The 16,497-nt window shown below is 73.6% G+C and carries 14 protein-coding genes; 7 read left to right on the top strand and 7 right to left on the bottom strand.

The features are described from left to right. Window positions 1-48: 48 nt before the first annotated feature. Window positions 49-975, bottom strand: coding sequence for a DUF3027 domain-containing protein (locus ACWEK3_RS17615; RefSeq protein WP_450546235.1), 927 nt, complete (start codon window positions 973-975; stop codon window positions 49-51). A 1,160-nt stretch (window positions 976-2,135) separates the two neighbouring features. On the opposite strand from ACWEK3_RS17615, the gene ACWEK3_RS17610 reads away from it, so the two are divergent. From ACWEK3_RS17610 to ACWEK3_RS17595, 4 genes are all read left to right on the top strand, one after another. Continuing rightward, window positions 2,136-3,569, top strand: a complete 1,434-nt coding sequence (locus ACWEK3_RS17610) for an MFS transporter (RefSeq protein ID WP_453250042.1) — start codon at window positions 2,136-2,138, stop codon at window positions 3,567-3,569. 79 nt (window positions 3,570-3,648) lie between these two features. Beyond that, window positions 3,649-4,122, top strand: a complete 474-nt coding sequence (locus ACWEK3_RS17605) for a DUF2771 domain-containing protein (RefSeq protein WP_450546231.1) — start codon at window positions 3,649-3,651, stop codon at window positions 4,120-4,122. Further along, window positions 4,092-4,850 (top strand): futalosine hydrolase, encoded by a 759-nt coding sequence (locus ACWEK3_RS17600; RefSeq protein ID WP_450546229.1) that lies wholly within the window; start codon window positions 4,092-4,094, stop codon window positions 4,848-4,850. The genes ACWEK3_RS17605 and ACWEK3_RS17600 overlap by 31 nt, the downstream gene beginning before the upstream one ends. Beyond that, window positions 4,847-5,701 (top strand): 1,4-dihydroxy-6-naphthoate synthase, encoded by an 855-nt coding sequence (locus ACWEK3_RS17595; protein ID WP_450546227.1) that lies wholly within the window; start codon window positions 4,847-4,849, stop codon window positions 5,699-5,701. Before ACWEK3_RS17600 ends, ACWEK3_RS17595 begins: the two co-directional genes overlap by 4 nt. A gap of 27 nt (window positions 5,702-5,728) precedes the next feature. On the opposite strand, the gene ACWEK3_RS17590 is transcribed toward ACWEK3_RS17595, so the two are convergent. Next, window positions 5,729-6,112, bottom strand: coding sequence for a cold-shock protein (locus ACWEK3_RS17590; RefSeq protein ID WP_361412651.1), 384 nt, complete (start codon window positions 6,110-6,112; stop codon window positions 5,729-5,731). Between the two features lie 432 nt (window positions 6,113-6,544). Beyond that, window positions 6,545-7,333 (bottom strand): AfsR/SARP family transcriptional regulator, encoded by a 789-nt coding sequence (locus tag ACWEK3_RS17585; protein WP_384083883.1) that lies wholly within the window; start codon window positions 7,331-7,333, stop codon window positions 6,545-6,547. A 615-nt stretch (window positions 7,334-7,948) separates the two neighbouring features. Between ACWEK3_RS17585 and ACWEK3_RS17580 the strand changes: the two genes are divergently transcribed. Continuing rightward, entirely contained in the window at window positions 7,949-8,200 is a 252-nt protein-coding gene (locus ACWEK3_RS17580; RefSeq protein WP_361412653.1) for a hypothetical protein, read from the top strand. Here the strand turns inward: ACWEK3_RS17580 and ACWEK3_RS17575 are convergent. Both ACWEK3_RS17575 and ACWEK3_RS17570 read right to left on the bottom strand, forming a co-directional pair. Beyond that, window positions 8,176-8,823, bottom strand: coding sequence for an HAD family hydrolase (locus ACWEK3_RS17575; protein WP_453250041.1), 648 nt, complete (start codon window positions 8,821-8,823; stop codon window positions 8,176-8,178). The two genes, ACWEK3_RS17580 and ACWEK3_RS17575, sit on opposite strands and share 25 nt — an antisense overlap. 592 nt (window positions 8,824-9,415) lie before the next feature. Next, window positions 9,416-10,411: a hypothetical protein gene (locus tag ACWEK3_RS17570; RefSeq protein WP_453250040.1), complete on the bottom strand. Its 996-nt coding sequence runs from the start codon at window positions 10,409-10,411 to the stop codon at window positions 9,416-9,418. A gap of 118 nt (window positions 10,412-10,529) precedes the next feature. On the opposite strand from ACWEK3_RS17570, the gene ACWEK3_RS17565 reads away from it, so the two are divergent. Then, entirely contained in the window at window positions 10,530-13,205 is a 2,676-nt protein-coding gene (locus ACWEK3_RS17565) for a helicase-associated domain-containing protein (protein ID WP_450547250.1), read from the top strand. Between the two features lie 54 nt (window positions 13,206-13,259). Further along, window positions 13,260-14,906 (top strand): DNA repair helicase XPB, encoded by a 1,647-nt coding sequence (locus ACWEK3_RS17560; RefSeq protein ID WP_384428912.1) that lies wholly within the window; start codon window positions 13,260-13,262, stop codon window positions 14,904-14,906. Here the strand turns inward: ACWEK3_RS17560 and ACWEK3_RS17555 are convergent. Both ACWEK3_RS17555 and ACWEK3_RS17550 read right to left on the bottom strand, forming a co-directional pair. Beyond that, window positions 14,861-16,051: a glycosyltransferase 87 family protein gene (locus ACWEK3_RS17555; RefSeq protein WP_450547249.1), complete on the bottom strand. Its 1,191-nt coding sequence runs from the start codon at window positions 16,049-16,051 to the stop codon at window positions 14,861-14,863. The genes ACWEK3_RS17560 and ACWEK3_RS17555 overlap by 46 nt on opposite strands. A 17-nt stretch (window positions 16,052-16,068) precedes the next feature. Next, window positions 16,069-16,254, bottom strand: coding sequence for a hypothetical protein (locus tag ACWEK3_RS17550; RefSeq protein WP_376542102.1), 186 nt, complete (start codon window positions 16,252-16,254; stop codon window positions 16,069-16,071). Window positions 16,255-16,497 lie beyond the last annotated feature (243 nt).

The raw sequence follows: 16,497 nt of genomic DNA, 5'->3' as shown, positions 1-16,497 counted from the left end.
GACCGGTCCGGACCGGTCGCGGGGCGGGTCCTGGTCGCGGGGCAGGTCCTAGGAGTGCCCCAGCTCGGCGGTCTCGTCGTCCCCGGTCACCGGCACCGAGCCGGAGTCCTGCGCCGGACGCAGCGGGAAGGGGTCCACCCGCGTCTCGTCGATCACGGGCGGGGGCGGCTGCGGGGGCTTGGGCATCACCGCGGCCTCGGAGTGGCCGCCGCAGCCGTACGTCAGGGAGACCACACGGCCGTCGGCCGGGGAGAACTCGTTGGCGCACACGCCGAAGGCCTGGCCCAGCGAGCCGCCGAGCGGCACCAGGAAGCCGCAGCTCACGCAGGCCGCCGGGGCCGCCTGGGCCATCGGCGTCTTCGCGCCGAAGCCCTCCTCCCAGCGGTCGGCGGCGACGTGCAGGCCGTAGCGGGACAGGACGCGGGCGCGGCGCATGCCCAGCTCCTGGGCGAGCGCGGAGATCGAGCCGCGGGACGGGACGGTGGACAGGTTCCTCGGCGGGCCCGCCGTGACCTCGGCGTCCTCCGCCTCCGCCAGCTCGGCCATCTCCTGGGAGACCGCGGCGTTCGGCGCGGGCTCGTCCTCGCCGGAGTAGCCGGGCTCCAGGCGGAGGTCCTCGGCGTCGGTGGGCAGCAGGTCGCCGGGGCCCATGTCGCCCGGGCGCAGGCGCTCGCTCCAGGGCACCCACTCGGGCGCGAGCAGCGCGTCCGGGCCGGGCAGCAGGACGACCTCGTCCAGGGTGACGATCTTGGCGCGCGAGGCGCGGGCCACGGTGACGGCCCAGCGCCAGCCCCGGTATCCGAACTCCTTGCACTCGAAGAAGTGCGTGACGACCCGGTCGCCCTCGGAGAGCACTCCCGCGTGCTCGCCGACGACACCGGGCGCGGCCGCCTCCTCGGCTGCGGCCCGGGCGAGGTCGACCGCCTCGGCGCACAGGCGGTCGGGGGTGCGGCTTCGCGTGGTCGCTGCGCTCACAGGTATCGCTTCTCTCCTACGCCGTCTTTCGGGTGCGCCGGCCTGAAGGCGGCGGGGCGGACGGAGCGGACCCTGGGACCGCGTCGACGTCCGCGCCCGATCGCGCTCGGGCGCACCTACGTCATCCATTCTGCGGTATGCCCGTAAGGCGCGCGGTCGAGAACGTTCGCCACGGCGCGCTACGCACGCTACCTTCTCGTCGCCGCTCGGCCTACACCGACGTTGTCTTCACCGCGCCGCGCCCGAACTTTCCCACCCCCACCGACACCGCCCCACCCCGCAACAAACCCACCACCAGAGCCACGAGCCCGTTCCCGAACACGCCCCGCGGGGCCGGAGGGCAGCCGCGGCCGGGCACACGGCGCCCCGCACCGAGCACACCAGGGGGAAGCCGCACCGTCCGCTGAGACGTCGGGCCACGCCCGAGGCGAACCACCGGCCCACGCCGCCGGCGAGGCAGAGCCGCGAGGGGCCGACCGGCCCGAGCCGCCGTAGCCGGCTCGGCAGAGCCACCGGGCCCCGGCCGAACCGGGCCACCGAGGCCCGCGACCGAGCAGGCAATCCGCGGCGCCGGCCGAATGTGCCCGGCAAACGACGCAACGATGCCCCGCCCCCGCGAACGCGGCCGATCGGAGGCGAGGACGGCCCCAACCATCGCAAGCACGACCGAGCCGGGAGTCGGCGACTGCCCCGCCGCCAGGAGCGCCGGACCGCGAGCTCCGCACCGAGTACGCCCGAAGGGCAGCCGTGGCCGGCACCGCCCCGCCGCGCCGTCCGGCCCGCAGCCGAGACGAACCACCGGCCCAGGCCGCCGCAGCCGCGGCCGCCCTGGCAGAGTTGCTGGAGCCCCAGCCAGCCCGCACCACCGGGGTCCGCGGCCGGACAGGCGGTCGCGGCAACGGCCGAGTGGGGCCGACAAGCAGCGGAGCAACGTCGCAACGCAGCCGTCGCGAACGCGGCTGAGTCGGGCCCGGGGACCGCCCGCCTCCAAGCACGACCAAGGCCGAGGCGCGAAAACACCCCGCCCCCGCGAGCGCCACCGCGTCAAGGTGTCGGGGGTGGGGACTGTCGGGGCCGGGTGGGTGCCTTAGGGGTGTCTGGTTGGTCGCATCCGTGCCGCCATGGCGCTACCGGTGCCGTTTCCGGGGCAGTATGACGGGGTGGCAGCCGCGAGGACGCCCCCGGGAACCACCGGCGTCGGTGGGGACAAGGGGGTCAAGGGGAGCAGCCGGGGCAGCGGTTCGGGCCGGTTCGGCGGCTCCGTCCGCGCGGTCGGGCGTGCCCTGCATCTGCCCGTGACCGGAGCGGTCCGCGGCATCCGCAGGGCGACCAACGCCCACGGCGCCGGCGAGTCCGGGCTCGGCCGGCTGATCGAACTGCACGCGGTGAACGGCGCCGGCGACGTCATGATCACGGTGGCGCTCGCCTCCACCGTCTTCTTCTCCGTGCCCACCGACGAGGCCCGCGGCCGGGTCGCGCTGTACCTCGCGATCACCATGGCCCCGTTCACGGTCCTCGCGCCCGTGATCGGCCCGCTCCTCGACCGCCTCCCGCACGGCCGCCGCGCCGCGATGGCCGCCGCGATGCTGGCCCGCGCGCTGCTCGCGCTGATCATCGCGGGCGCCGCCGCCAGCGGCAGCCTGGAGCTGTACCCGGCGGCGCTCGGCGTGCTGGTCGCCTCGAAGGCGTACGGCGTGGTCAGGAGCGCCGTCGTACCCCGGCTGCTGCCGCCCCGGTTCTCCCTGGTGAAGGCGAACTCGCGGGTGACCCTCGGCGGGCTGCTCGCCACCGGCGTGGCCGCCCCCATCGGCGCGGGCCTTCAGGCCCTCGACTCGCACTGGCCGCTCTACGGCGCCTTCGTGATCTTCGTCGCGGGAACGTTCCTGTCGTTCGCCCTGCCCCCGAAGGTCGACTCGGCCAAGGGCGAGGACCGGGCGCTGCTCGCCGCGGACGAGCAGCACCTGCGCGGTCCGCGCCGCAAACCGCTGAAGCGTCCCGGCCTGCGCACCGTCGGCACGGCCGTCACGCACGCCCTCGCCGCGAACGCCGCGCTGCGCTGCCTGTCCGGGTTCCTGATCTTCTTCCTCGCCTTCCTGCTCCGGGAGCACCCGCTGACCGGCGAGAGCGCGGCGGTCTCGCTGGGCATCGTGGGCGTCGCGGCGGGCGCGGGCAACGCGCTGGGCACGGCGGTCGGCGCCTGGCTGCGGTCGCGGGCACCGGAGATCATCATCGTCACCGTCGTCGCGATCGTGCTGGGCGCGGCGGTCACGGCCGCGATCTTCTTCGGCGCGTTCCTGGTGGCCTGCCTGGCCGCGATCGCCGGCTTCGGGCAGGCGCTGGCCAAGCTGTCCCTGGACGCGCTGATCCAGCGGGACGTGCCCGAGCCGGTGCGGACCTCGGCGTTCGCCCGCTCCGAGACGCTGCTGCAGGTGGCCTGGGTACTCGGCGGCGCGATCGGCATCGTGCTGCCGCTCAACGGCGTACTGGGCCTGTCGGTGGGCGCCGGGCTCGTGGCCGCCGGCTGGCTGTCCACCGTCCGCGGTCTGCTGGCCTCGGCCCGGCACGGCGGCGCCGCGCGCCCCCGGGTGGCGTGAGGCCCGCGCCTCACGGCCATCTGCCACGCCCGCACCCCCGCGTGGGCGGGCAGGCGGGCGCGCCCGATAGCCTTCGGCCATGACCACGCTGCATTCCGCCGTGCGACGCCGCCGCGCCGTCGCCGCTGCCGGCGCCGTTTCCGCCGGGCTGCTCGTCCTGTCGGCCTGTTCCAAGCCGACCCCTCTGTCCACGATCACCGTCGGCAGCTCTTCCGTGAGCTCGGAAGCCAACTGCTACAACGACGGCAACGCGATCAAGACCGCCGACCTGGCCAAGTGCCTCATGTCCAAGGACATCAAGACGATCAAGGTCGACCCGGACGAGACCGTGCGCTTCGGGGTCGACCCGAAGATCGCGGACACGGGCTGGACCATCCTGATGAACGGTCAGCCGCTGACCGACTCCAGCACCAAGACCTACCGCACGATCCCGGGCAGCGTCTTCTTCAACGCCCAGTACGGCGCCAGCGGCAACTCGACGCGGGTCTCCATCAAGGAGGGCGAGAAGGACGTGCGGGGTCTGTGGTCCTTCACGCTGAAGAAGGCCTCCTGACCACGTCCGCGCCACGCGTCCTGGTCGCCACCGCGGTCCCCGTCGAACGGGACGCGGTGGCACGGGCGTTCGCCGGGCCCGCGGATGAGGAGGCGCTGCGGCCGCTGCCCGAGGCGGCCGTGTGCCGGGTCCCCGGGCCGCCCGCCGTCGACCTGATCGCCGCCGGGGTCGGCCCCGCCCTCGCCGCCGCGACCACCGCCTCCGCCCTGACCGCCGCCGCGCTCGCCGGCGCCCCCTACGACCTCGTCGTCTCGGCCGGGATCGCCGGCGGCTTCGCGCCCCACGCGCCCGTCGGCTCGCTCGTCGTCGCCGACGAGATCACCGCCGCCGACCTGGGCGCCGAGACCGGCGACGGATTCCTGCCGGTGACCGAACTCGGCTTCGGCACCGTCACCCACCGTCCGCCCGAAGCGCTCGTACGGGCGATCGCGGCCGCCGCCTCGGCCCGTACCGGCACGGTGCTGACCGTCTCCACGGTGACCGGCACCGCCGCCCGCGCCGACGCCCTGCGCGCCCGCCACCCCCGTGCCCTCGCCGAGGCCATGGAGGGCTTCGGCGTCGCCGAGGCGGCCACCGCGCACCGCGTCCCGGTGCTGGAGGTGCGCGCGGTCTCCAACCCGGTCGGCCCGCGCGACCGGGCCGCCTGGCGCATCGGCGACGCCCTGACCGCCCTGACCGAGGGCTTCGGGAAGCTCGCGCCCGTCCTCACGAGTTGGAAGATTGCATGAGCCCTGACAGCAGCCGACTGCGGATCGCCTACTCCCCCTGCCCCAACGACACCTTCGTCTTCGACGCGCTCGCCCACGGCCGCGTCCCCGGCGCGCCCGCGCTCGACGTCACCTTCGCGGACATCGACGTCACCAACGGCATGGCCGAGCGCGGCGAGTTGGACGTGCTGAAGGTGTCCTACGCGGTGCTGCCGTACGTCCTCGGCGAGTACGCGCTGCTGCCGTGCGGCGGCGCGCTGGGCCGGGGCTGCGGGCCCCTGGTGCTCGCCAAGGAACCGGACGCCGACCTGGCGGGCCGCACGGTCGCGGTGCCGAGCGAGAAGTCGACGGCGTACCTGCTGTTCCGCCTGTGGGCCGCGGACGTCGTCCCCGGCGGGGTGGGCGAGATCGTGGTCATGCCGTTCCACGAGATCATGCCGGCCGTGCGGGACGGGAAGGTCGACGCCGGTCTGGTGATCCACGAGGCGCGTTTCACCTACCGGAACTACGGCCTGCACAAGCTCGCCGACATGGGCGAGCACTGGGAACGCACCACCGGGCTGCCGATCCCGCTCGGCGCGATCATCGCCAGGCGGTCGCTGGGCGAGCGGACGCTGACGCGGCTCGCCGACTCGATCCGTGCGTCGGTGCGCGCGGCCTGGGACGACCCGGAGGCCTCCCGGCCGTACGTCATGGAGCACGCCCAGGAGATGGACCCGGCCGTCGCCGACCAGCACATCGGGCTGTACGTCAACGAGTTCACCGCCGGCCTCGGCGAGGACGGCTACGCGGCGGTCCGCGGGCTGCTCACGCGTGCGGCGGCCGAGGGGCTCGTACCGCCCCTCGGCCCGGACGCGCTCGCTTTTCCCTGACTCCCTGACCTTGTCAGCCCCGTCGGGTCATACGTCCAGTTGGTCGGCGACCGCGCGCAGCAGTCCGGCGACGTTCTTGCCGGACGTCTTGTCGGGGTAGCGGCCGCGCTCCAGGGTCTGCGCGACGCCCTCCAGGAGGGTGGTCAGGTCCTGCACGATGGACGCCAGTTCGTCCGGCTTCTTGCGCTGGGCGGCGGCGACCGAGGGGGTCGGATCCAGGAGCGTCACGGAGAGGGCCTGGTCGCCGCGCTGGCCGGCGACCACCCCGAACTCCACCCGCTGCCCCGGCTTGAGCGCGTCCACTCCGGCAGGGAGCACCGAGGAATGGACGAACACGTCGCCGCCGTCGTCGCGGGAGAGGAAGCCGAAGCCCTTCTCAGCGTTGAACCATTTGACCTTGCCGGTAGGCAAAGCACGCACCCCATCTCACCGGTCAGCCGAACCACAGTTGCCGCAGGTCAGGCTATCTAGCGCTCGCTCGTGCCTGCCGTTGTCCCGAAGCCTCCCCAGCTCTTTACCCGCCGTCAAGCCCGCCCACTCCAGTCGGCCGAACCTGGCCGATCGGCGTGCGCGCGCTCGCTCGGGGGCGAGGGAGACAGGGGATATCTCAGCACATGAGGGGGCGGCTCCGGCAACCCGTATTCGCGGGCGGTGACGGCACCCGGACGGCGCGCGCGGCATCCTCGGACACCTCGATGCCCGCCCTGCGCAGGGTGTCCGACAGTGCGGCAGCGAGAAGGACGTCGTCCGGTGTCCGAAACGGTTCGTCGCCGCGAGATCCACCGGCACCGGTGGCCGGCCGCGAGTGCGCCGGCCGGCCACCGCGGGTGTCGCCCGGATGCGCTACGACAGCGCGGAACCGTGGCCCGCGGGATCCGTCCGCTCGCCGTTGTCGGCGCCCAGCGTGCGGGCCGCCACCAGGCGGAGGGCGTCCTCGCTGTTCCAGCTGAGGGCCGCCGCCCGCATCGCCTCGACGTTGGGCGGCAGGTCGAGGCCCAGGTCCTCGGCGAACAGGGTCTGGCAGCGCTTGATCGCGCTGAGGGCGCTGGCGGCGTCGCCGTCGATGCAGTGCACCGCGGCCAGGAGTTCCCACAGCCGCTGGCGGTAGGGCGCTTCGGCGATGATGCTCTCGATCCGGTAGGAGAGCGTCTCGGTGCGGCGGGCGAGTATGCAGCTGGTGAACAGGTCCTGGTAGGCGTCGAAGCGCGCGTTGTTGACGCCCGCGACATGGGCGTTGAACCACCGCGTCGGCGGCAGGTCCTGCCCGAACGGGCCGCGCCACCAGGCCAGGGCCCCCTCCAGGACCTCGGCCGCCGGCTCCGCCTCACCGCGCAGCAGCAGATTCCGGCCACGCCGTGCGGCCAGCGTGAACTGCGCCAGGTCGAACTCGTCGGGCGTGACCTCCAGCCCGTAGCCGCTCTGGCCGCCCCGGTAGGTCCGCACCCGGCAGCTCAGGCCCGGCCGTGCCTCGTCGAGGTCCCGGCGCAGGGCGGTGAGATGGCTCCGAATGTTCGCCGCGGCCGAAGTCGGCGGGTCGTCCCATAATCTTTCGGCCAGTTCGGTGATCCCTATGGGCTGCCCGGGCCGAAGCAGGAAGGCGGTCAGAATCGCACGCCGCACCGGCGATGCCATCTCGACGTTTCCCTGCACCTGGAGTGGGCCGAGAATCCTGAAAAGCATAAGTCCCCGTGTCTCATCTCTACATCCGGCCGCGAGGCGAGCTGCTACGCCTCTTGGCTTGATTTGAACGCAAGTCGTGCGCGATGCCGCCAGGCCCGCCGATCCCGGCGACGGAGCGAGTGCACCGCTGGATCCCCCCTTCCCGGCGGAGCGTGCGCGAAATGAGCATTTGTTAAATTGTTAACCACACCGGGAAGGCATTCTCAAGACCGCGGTCAACGGCCTTCCCCCTTCGCGTCGGCGCGAGGTCGGCACCCCCTCGTCATTACCCCACCGAGACTGGCCGAATTTCGCAGCGCAACGCGCGCCACTATGGCAGGTGAGCGTCCGGCCATCAATGGAACTGCCGGGTAATTTTCCACCAAGGCAAGTAGACGTTCAGCGTGCGTGTATCACGAAAGAGAGCTATGTCCGGAGCGATTGCGAAATCATTCCCTCTTGCGACAAAACTCCGGTCCGGTTCGAATATGCCGGGGTCGTCCACCGTTGCCGACCGCCCCGCCGGCGCCCGCTCCATGGTCATCCGGGGCTCTCGGCACCCGCGCACCAGGAACTATCCTTGGCGGCGTGCGTGACAATACCCGAACGAATTCCGCCACAGCCGGCGACCGGCTGGTCCGTGCAGGTGCCATCGTCTTCTTCGTCGGTGCGCTGGCCACCGCGGTGACGGTGGCGCCGCTGTTCCTCGGCGCGAAGCCCTTCCCGACCTACATGTTCGGCCTGAGCATGCTCATGGGCGTCGGCTTCCTGATCGCCGGTGCGGGCGTGCTCCGGTCGATCGCGGCGGGCCGCCGTCAGGCGCGCGGCGACTCACGGTAGCGGCTGAAAAGCGTGCGGTTGGCCGCGAGCCAGTCCGGGAACGCGGTCAGATCCGCGAGCACGACGTCCGCGCCCGCCGCCCGCAGTTCCCCCTCGTCGCACGGTCCGGTGACCACCGCCACCGACAGCGCGCCGGCCGCGCGGGCGCCCCGTACGTCCCCGACGTGGTCGCCGACGTACACCCGGGCGCCGTACTCGCGCAGCGCCTCGGCCTTCCGCTCGGCCCACAGGTCGCCGATCACCGCGTCCGGCTCGATGCCCAGGTGCTCCAGGTGCAGCTTGGCGTTCGGCTCGTACTTGGCGGTGACGACGATCGCCCGGCCGCCGCCCTGCCGCACGGCCTCGATCGCCTCGCGGGCGCCGGTCAGCGCGGGCGTGGCGGAGACGGCGATCGCCGGGTACAGCTCCCGGTACAGATCCCCCGCCGCCTCCACCCGCTCGACCGGGAACCAGTTGACCAGCTCCTCCGCGAGCGGCGGACCGAGCCGCGTGACCGCCAGGTCGGCGTCGATGTACGTCCCCGTCCGCTCGGAAAGCTCCAGGTAGCAGGCGTGGATGCCCGGGCGGGAGTCGATGAGGGTCATGTCGAGGTCGAAGCCGACGGTCAGCGGGCGAGAGGTCATACGGGCCATTGTGCCCAGGGGCCGTGGCCGCGAGACCTCCGGCCCGTGTGACGTACAACTACCTCCGGTGCCTCCGGCGCCGCGAGCGGCTGGGGCTGTGGCCGGAAAGGTTTGCCGGGAAGCTCGCGGCGTCCGGTGCTGGGGGTACCTCCCACGCCGTTCAGGCTGTGGGGAAGCATGGCGAGGCGGAGCATCACCCGCGTACTGGATGTACTCGGGTGATGCGACAACGCGGCTGGGGGTCCCCCTGCTCGAAGAGCTTGGGGGAGCCGTGCCGGGCGTCGCGAGCCGGTGAACCTTTCCGGTCGCAGCACTAGTGCCCCGGCAGGCAACGTTCGCCCGTCAAGGAGCGGCGTCCGGTGCGTGCTCTCGGTGCCCCGGCAGGCAACGTTCGCCCGTCAAGGAGCGGCGTCCGGTGCGTGCTCTGGGGGTCCCCCCTGCTCGAAGAGCTTGGGGGAGTGCCGGCCGGAAGTCCTCGTACTGGACGTACTTGGGCTTTCGGCCGGTGCGGCGAGTGGGGGTCCCCCCTGCTCGAAGAGCTCGGGGGAGCGTGCCGGGCGTCGCGACGGGGCGAACGTTGCCTGTTGGGGCACTAGGTCCGCCGCTGCGAGCGCCACACCAGGAACAGCGCCGACAGCACGGCCGCGGCCCGCACCACCCACGGCCAGGTCTGGGAGACCGCGTCGTTCATGTGGCCCTCGGCGATGGGGGTGCCCCAGCGGTCGTCGGTACGGCCCCACAGCCAGACCACCCCGGCGGCGAGCGCCAGGCCGGGCATGCCGACGACGGCCCACTTGGACTCCGCGGGGGTCAGCCGGCGGGAGGCGTAGGCGATGATCCAGCCGAGCAGCAGCGCGTACCAGTTGCCCAGGACCGCGCCGACCACCAGCAGTCCGGCCGCGAGCAGCAGCAGGGGATTGCTCCGGCCCGCCATCAACGGGGGCAGCGCGAAACGCCGGCGCCCGGCGGGCGCCTCCGGCTCGGCCGCCTCCATCGGCTTCGCGGTGCCGGCCGCCTCGGGCGCGGGCTCCGCCTTGGCGGATTCCTTCGAAGGCGGGGGCTTGAGCAGCTCCGGGATCTCCACCCCGCCCATGAAGCCGGGCACGTCGTCACCTGTCCCCAACGGGCCCTGCTCCAGGCGCCACCACTCGGAACCGGCCACCGGGCCACCGAGCTCGTCGGCGCTCGCCAGGTGCGGCGGGGCCGGGCCGCCGGACGCCACGGGGCCCGCCGGCGGCTGCGACGGACGCGGCCGCGGCACGACCTTGCGCAGCCCCTTCGGGCGCGCCGGCTCCGCCTCCGGTTCACGCTGCGCGGGCACGGCCGGGACCGCCGCCCGCGATCCGCCCCCACCGGAGCCGCCCGCGGCCGCGGCCGCGACGACGGCGGCGGGACTGCCGAGCCCGTCGATGATGCGGCGGACGGCGGAGGGACTGTCCACGGCGGCCTTGGCGCGGCGCCGGTCGATCTCGTTGCGCAGCTCCGCGACCAGACGCATCCGCGTGGCCGAGGACAGCTGGCGTTGCTGAGCGACGTCCCCGACGCGGCTCAGATACTCGTAGACGACCTGATCGCTCTCGATCCCCACGAAGCCCCTCCGGGGTGGCTGGCCGATGACCCCGTTGGACGACGGTACCGTCTCCGGCGCGGTGCCCGGTGCCGCTGTACGGGGCCGGGCGCGACACTCACCCGGTACCGTGAATCGGATGAGCAGCGATGAGAAACCGGCGGCCCCGCGTTCGCTCGCGGAAGCGCTCCGCGCGCGCGACGACGCCTCCCTGGCCGCGCTCCTGCGCAGCCGCCCCGACCTCATCACCCCGGTCCCCACCGACCTCACCCAGCTCGCCACCCGCGCCGGAACCCGCGCCTCGGTGGTCCGTGCCCTGGAGCGGCTGGACCGGTTCGCCCAGCAGACGGCCCAGGCCCTCGCGGTGGCCGGCGACCCGGCCACGTACGGCGAACTGCTCGGCCTGATGGCGTCCGACGCCCGCGATCCCGTCGTCGCCGCCGCGCTGCCCCGCGCCCTGGGCACCCTGCGCGAACAGGCCCTCGTCTGGGGCGGCGACGACCGGCTGCGCCTGGTGCGCACGGCACGCGAGCTGCTCGCGCCGTCGCCCCAGCACCCGTCCCCGACCGGGCTCGGACCGACGGTGCGGGAGGCCACGGCGGGCATGTCGCCGGGACGCATCCAGGAGATCGTGGCGACCACCGGACTGCCCTCGACCCACGACTCCGTCTCCGCCGTCGCCTCGCTCACCGACCTGTTCACCGACCGCGAGCGGATGTCCGCGCTGCTCGCCGGGCTGCCCGCCGACTCCCTCGAGGTGCTGGAGCGCCTGGTGTGGGGTCCGCCCTACGGCCAGGTCACCCCCGACCCGGCGCCGCGTCTGCGCCGACTGCTGGACCGCGGACTGCTGCTGCCCACGGCGCCCGGAACCGTCGTCCTCCCCCGCGAGGCGGCCCTGCACCTGCGCGCGGGCCGTGCCCACCGCGCGCCCGAGCCGGTGCCGCCGGCCGTGGCGGCCGCCGCGGCCCACGGTCCACAGGTTGTGGACGCGACGGCGGCCGGGCAGGCGTACACCGCCCTGGCCACCGTGGAGGAACTGCTGCGGGACTGGGACGAGGGCGGCCCGAACGTACTGCGCGCGGGCGGACTGAGCGTGCGCGACCTCAAGCGCACCGCTGTCGCCCTCGACGTGCCCGAACCGGTGGCCGCCTTCTGGGTCGAACTCGCCTACGCGGCCGGTCTGCTCGCCTCCGACGGCGAGGCCGACGAGCGGTACGCGGCGACCCCGGCCTACGACGAGTGGCTGGAGCGGCCCGCCGCCGAACGCTGGGCCCACCTCGCGGCGGCCTGGCTGGCGGCCACGCGGACCGCGGGTCTGACCGGCGGACGGGACGCCAAGGACCGGACCCTGTCGGCGCTCGGCCCCGGCCTCGACCGCTCGGCGGCGCCGGAGGTACGGCACCGGGTGCTCACCCTGCTCGCGGGGCTGCCGCTGGGCGCCGCACCGGCCGGTGAGTCGGTGCTGGCCCGGCTGCGCTGGGAGCACCCGCCACGCGAACCGCGGCAGGAGGACGACCTGCGCGGCCGCCTCGCCCGGTGGACGCTGTCCGAGGCGGAACTGCTCGGCGTCACCGGCCGGGGCGCGCTGTCCGCACACGGGCGCGCGCTGCTCGGCGCGTCCGCACCGGCTCCCGCGGAGGCGGAGCCCGCGCCCGGGACGAGCCCCGCGGGCGAGGGCGGGCACGGTCCCGCCGCACGCGCGATGGCGGCCACGGACGCGGCCGGGGCCGCGCCCGCGAGCCCCGGGGACAAGCTGCCCGTCCACAAGCACCACCGGCCGGAAGGAACCCCCGGCACCCCGGAACCCCAGTCCCCGCCCACGCCGGTCTCCTCCCTCTCTCCCCTCACCCCCGTCGCCCTCGCCTCCGCCGCCGAACAAGCCGCCGCGGCCCGCGTCCTCGCCCCGCTCCTGCCCGAGCCCCTGGACCACGTCCTGCTCCAGGCGGACCTGACCGCGGTCGCGCCCGGACCCCTGCGGCGTCCGCTCGCCGAGACGCTGGGCGTGCTCGCGGACGTGGAGTCCAAGGGCGGCGCGACCGTCTACCGGTTCACCCCCGCCTCCGTACGCCGCGCCCTCGATGCCGGCCGCACCGCCTCCGACCTGCACGCCTTCCTCACCGCGCACTCCCGTACGCCGGTACCGCAACCGCTGGCGTACCTGATCGACGACGTGGCCCGCCGGCACGGCCATCTGCGGGTCGGCGCGGCCTCGGCGTACCTGCGCTGCGACGACGACGCGCTGCTGAACGAGATCCTCGCCGACAAGCGGTCCGCCGCGCTGCGCCTGCGCCGCCTCGCGCCGACCGTGCTGGCCGCGCAGGCCGACCCGGCCACGCTCCTGGAGGGCCTGCGCGCGATGGGCTACGCCCCCGCCGCCGAATCCGCGGCGGGCGACGTCCTGATCACCCGCGCGCACTCCCACCGCACCCCGCCGCGCACCGCCCCCGAACCGGTCCCGGAGGGCCCGCCCGCCCCGGACGCCACGCTGCTGTCCGCCGCGATCCGCGCGATCCGCGCCGGCGACCTGGCCTCCACCGCCCCGCGCAAGCCGACCGCGGCCACGCGGGAGGACGGCGAACTGCCCCGCACCGGCTCCGCCGAGACCCTCGCCACCATGCAGGCCGCCGTCCTCACCGGCGAGGCCCTGTGGATCGGCTACGTCAACGCCGAGGGCGCCGCCAGCCAGCGCGTCATCGCGCCGATCCGCGTCGAGGGCGGCTTCGTCACCGCGTACGACCACACCGCGGACGAGGTCCGCACCTACCCCCTGCACCGGGTCACGGGGGTCGCCGAGCTCGCGGACGACCAGCCGTGAACCGCCTCGGATAGGGCACACTGGACGTTTGACCACACGGAAAGGGCGCTGCGCGTGAATGGTCCCCTGATCGTCCAGTCGGACAAGACCCTGCTTCTCGAAGTCGACCACGAGCAGGCCGACGACTGCCGCCGGGCCATCGCGCCGTTCGCCGAGCTGGAGCGGGCACCCGAGCACATCCACACCTACCGGGTCACCCCGCTCGGCCTGTGGAACGCGCGCGCCGCCGGGCACGACGCCGAGCAGGTCGTCGACGCCCTCGTGCAGTACAGCCGCTACCCCGTGCCGCACGCGCTGCTTGTCGACATCGCCGAGACGATGGACCGCTACGGGCGGCTGACCCTCAGCAAGCACCCTGCGCACGGCCTGGTCCTGACCACCACCGACCGGCCGGTCCTGGAGGAGGTGCTGAAGTCCAAGCGGATCGCCCCGCTGGTCGGCGCCCGCATCGACCCGGACACGGTGGCCGTGCACCCCTCCGAGCGCGGGCAGATCAAGCAGACCCTGCTGAAGCTGGGCTGGCCCGCCGAGGACCTCGCCGGGTACGTCGACGGCGAGGCGCACCCGATCGAGCTGCGCGAGGACGGCTGGGCGCTGCGGCCCTACCAGAAGCAGGCCGTGGAGAACTTCTGGCACGGCGGGAGCGGGGTCGTCGTCCTGCCCTGCGGGGCCGGCAAGACGCTGGTCGGCGCCGGCTCGATGGCGCAGGCGAAGTCCACGACGCTGATCCTCGTCACGAACACCGTCTCGGCCCGGCAGTGGAAGCACGAGCTGGTGAAGCGGACCTCGCTGACCGAGGACGAGATCGGGGAGTACAGCGGGACCAGGAAGGAGGTCCGCCCGGTCACCATCGCCACCTACCAGGTGCTGACGACCCGGCGGAAGGGGATCTACCCCCACCTGGAGCTGTTCGACTCCCGGGACTGGGGACTGATCGTCTACGACGAGGTGCACCTGCTGCCCGCGCCGGTCTTCAAGTTCACCGCGGACCTCCAGGCCCGGCGGCGGCTGGGACTGACCGCGACCCTGGTGCGCGAGGACGGCCGCGAGTCGGACGTGTTCTCCCTGATCGGCCCCAAGCGGTTCGACGCGCCCTGGAAGGAGATCGAGGCGCAGGGCCACATCGCGCCCGCGGACTGCGTCGAGGTCCGGGTGAACCTGACCGACTCCGAGCGGCTGGCGTACGCGACGGCCGAGACGGAGGAGAAGTACCGCTTCTGCGCGACCACCGCCACCAAGCGGAAGGTCACGGAGGCGATCGTCCGCCGCTTCGCCGGACAGCAGATCCTCGTCATCGGCCAGTACATCGACCAGCTCGACGAGCTGGGCGAGCACCTGAACGCGCCGGTGATCAAGGGCGAGACGTCCAACGCGCAGCGTGAGAAGCTCTTCGACGCCTTCCGCGAGGGCGAGATCAGCGTGCTGGTGGTCTCCAAGGTGGCGAACTTCTCCATCGACCTGCCGGAGGCCACGGTCGCCATCCAGGTCTCGGGCACCTTCGGCTCCCGCCAGGAGGAGGCCCAGCGCCTCGGGCGGGTGCTGCGCCCGAAGGCCGACGGCCACCAGGCCCACTTCTACTCGGTGGTCGCCCGCGACACCATCGACCAGGACTTCGCCGCCCACCGTCAGCGCTTCCTGGCCGAACAGGGCTACGCCTACCGGATCATGGACGCCGACGAACTGCTGGCGGAGGAGGCCTGACCCTCCCGGGTCCGGCCGGACCGCTGTCTGCGGAACTCCAGCGCCACCGCCATGAGCAGGACCAGCCCCAGCAGGGGGTAGGGCGAGGCCAGGGGCTGCTGCCACCAGGACAGGTGCAGTTCCATGTCCTTGTTGGGGACCATCCACAGGGTGCGGGCCGTGAACAGGACCACGGTGCCCGCCGCCCAGACGCGGCGGCCCTCGGCCAGGAGTACGGCGATCAGCGGGACGCACCACACCCAGTGGTGGGACCAGCTGATCGGTGAGACGAGCAGCGCGGTCAGGCCGGTCAGCAGCACGCCCCACCGCTCCCGCCGCACCCGGCACGCGAGCCACAGTCCGGCGGCGGCCACCGCGACGGCGGGCAGCATCCAGGCGAGTCCGGGCGACGGCTCCCCCAGCAGCCGGGCGACCAGGCCCTGAAGCGACTGGTTGGCGATGATCCACGGCTTGCCCACCCGGTTGGTCTCGAACAGGCGGCGCGTCCAGTAGTCGACGCCGGCCGCGGGCAGCACGAGTGCCCCGACGGCGACCGTCCCGGCGAACCCGGCCATCGCCGCGGCCGCCTCGCGGCGCCGCCCCCGCAGCAGCAGGTACACGATGAAGAGGCCCGGGGTGAGCTTGATACCGGCCGCGACACCGATCAGGAGACCCTTGCCACGGGCTCCGGGCGGTCGGGTCAGGTCCCACAGGACCAGGCAGACGATCGCGAGGTTGATCTGCCCGTACACGAAGGTCTGGAAGACCGGTTCGAGCCAGAGGGCGAGCGCCGTCGCGGCACACACCAGCGGGAGTCCGGCCCGGTGGCCGGCGAGCCGCGCGGAGAGGTGGACGAGCCAGCCGAGCAGAAGCGCGTTGCCCGCGAAGAACGCCGTCTTCAGGGCCGCGGCGGGAAGCCACACCGTCGGCACGAACAGCAGGGCCGCGAACGGCGGGTACGTGGCCGGAAGCCGTCCCTGCGTGACCGTGAAGCCGTAGAGGTCGCGGCCGTGGACGACCGCCGCGCCCTCGGCCTGGTAGACCACCGCGTCGGGCATCTGCACCCGCTGCACCGCAAACAGGACCGCGAGGGCGGCGAGGGAGACGGCGAGGAGGGCCAGGGCAAGTGCCGCTGGTGACCGGAGTATCACCTTCCGTGCTGTCACGGACCGACCCTAGTTGCTCACTTGTGGCGTACGCCCGCCTCCTCGCCGTATTCGCCGAGGACGACCACGTCGAACAGGGCGCCCGCGAACACCTTGACGGCGTGCAGGGCGTCGCCCAGAACGTGATGACGGGGGCTGTCCTCGACAGCCGTGGCGCCGGCCGGGCGGGCGGCGGGAGCGGGGTGGATGGTTGCTGCGCTCATGTCTTCATGGTGGATCCGGGGGCATAGGACTGGCATCGGTCTGCGGACCGGGCCTTCCTGGCTCCGGGTACCCCTCCGGAGGGACTTCCGACCCTGCGTCCGGCGGACGCGAACCCCTAGTGCTGTGACCGGAAAGGTTTGCCGGGAAGCTCGCGGCGTCCGGTGCTGGGGGTACCTCCCGCGCCGTTCAGGCTGTGGGGGAGCATCGCAAGGCGGAGCGTCGCCTGCGTACTGGATGTACTC

It is taken from the genome of Streptomyces sp. NPDC004721 (assembly GCF_053601495.1).
The sequence above is the reverse complement of the archived record's forward strand: the minus strand, read 5'-3'. Positions and strand labels throughout refer to the sequence as shown.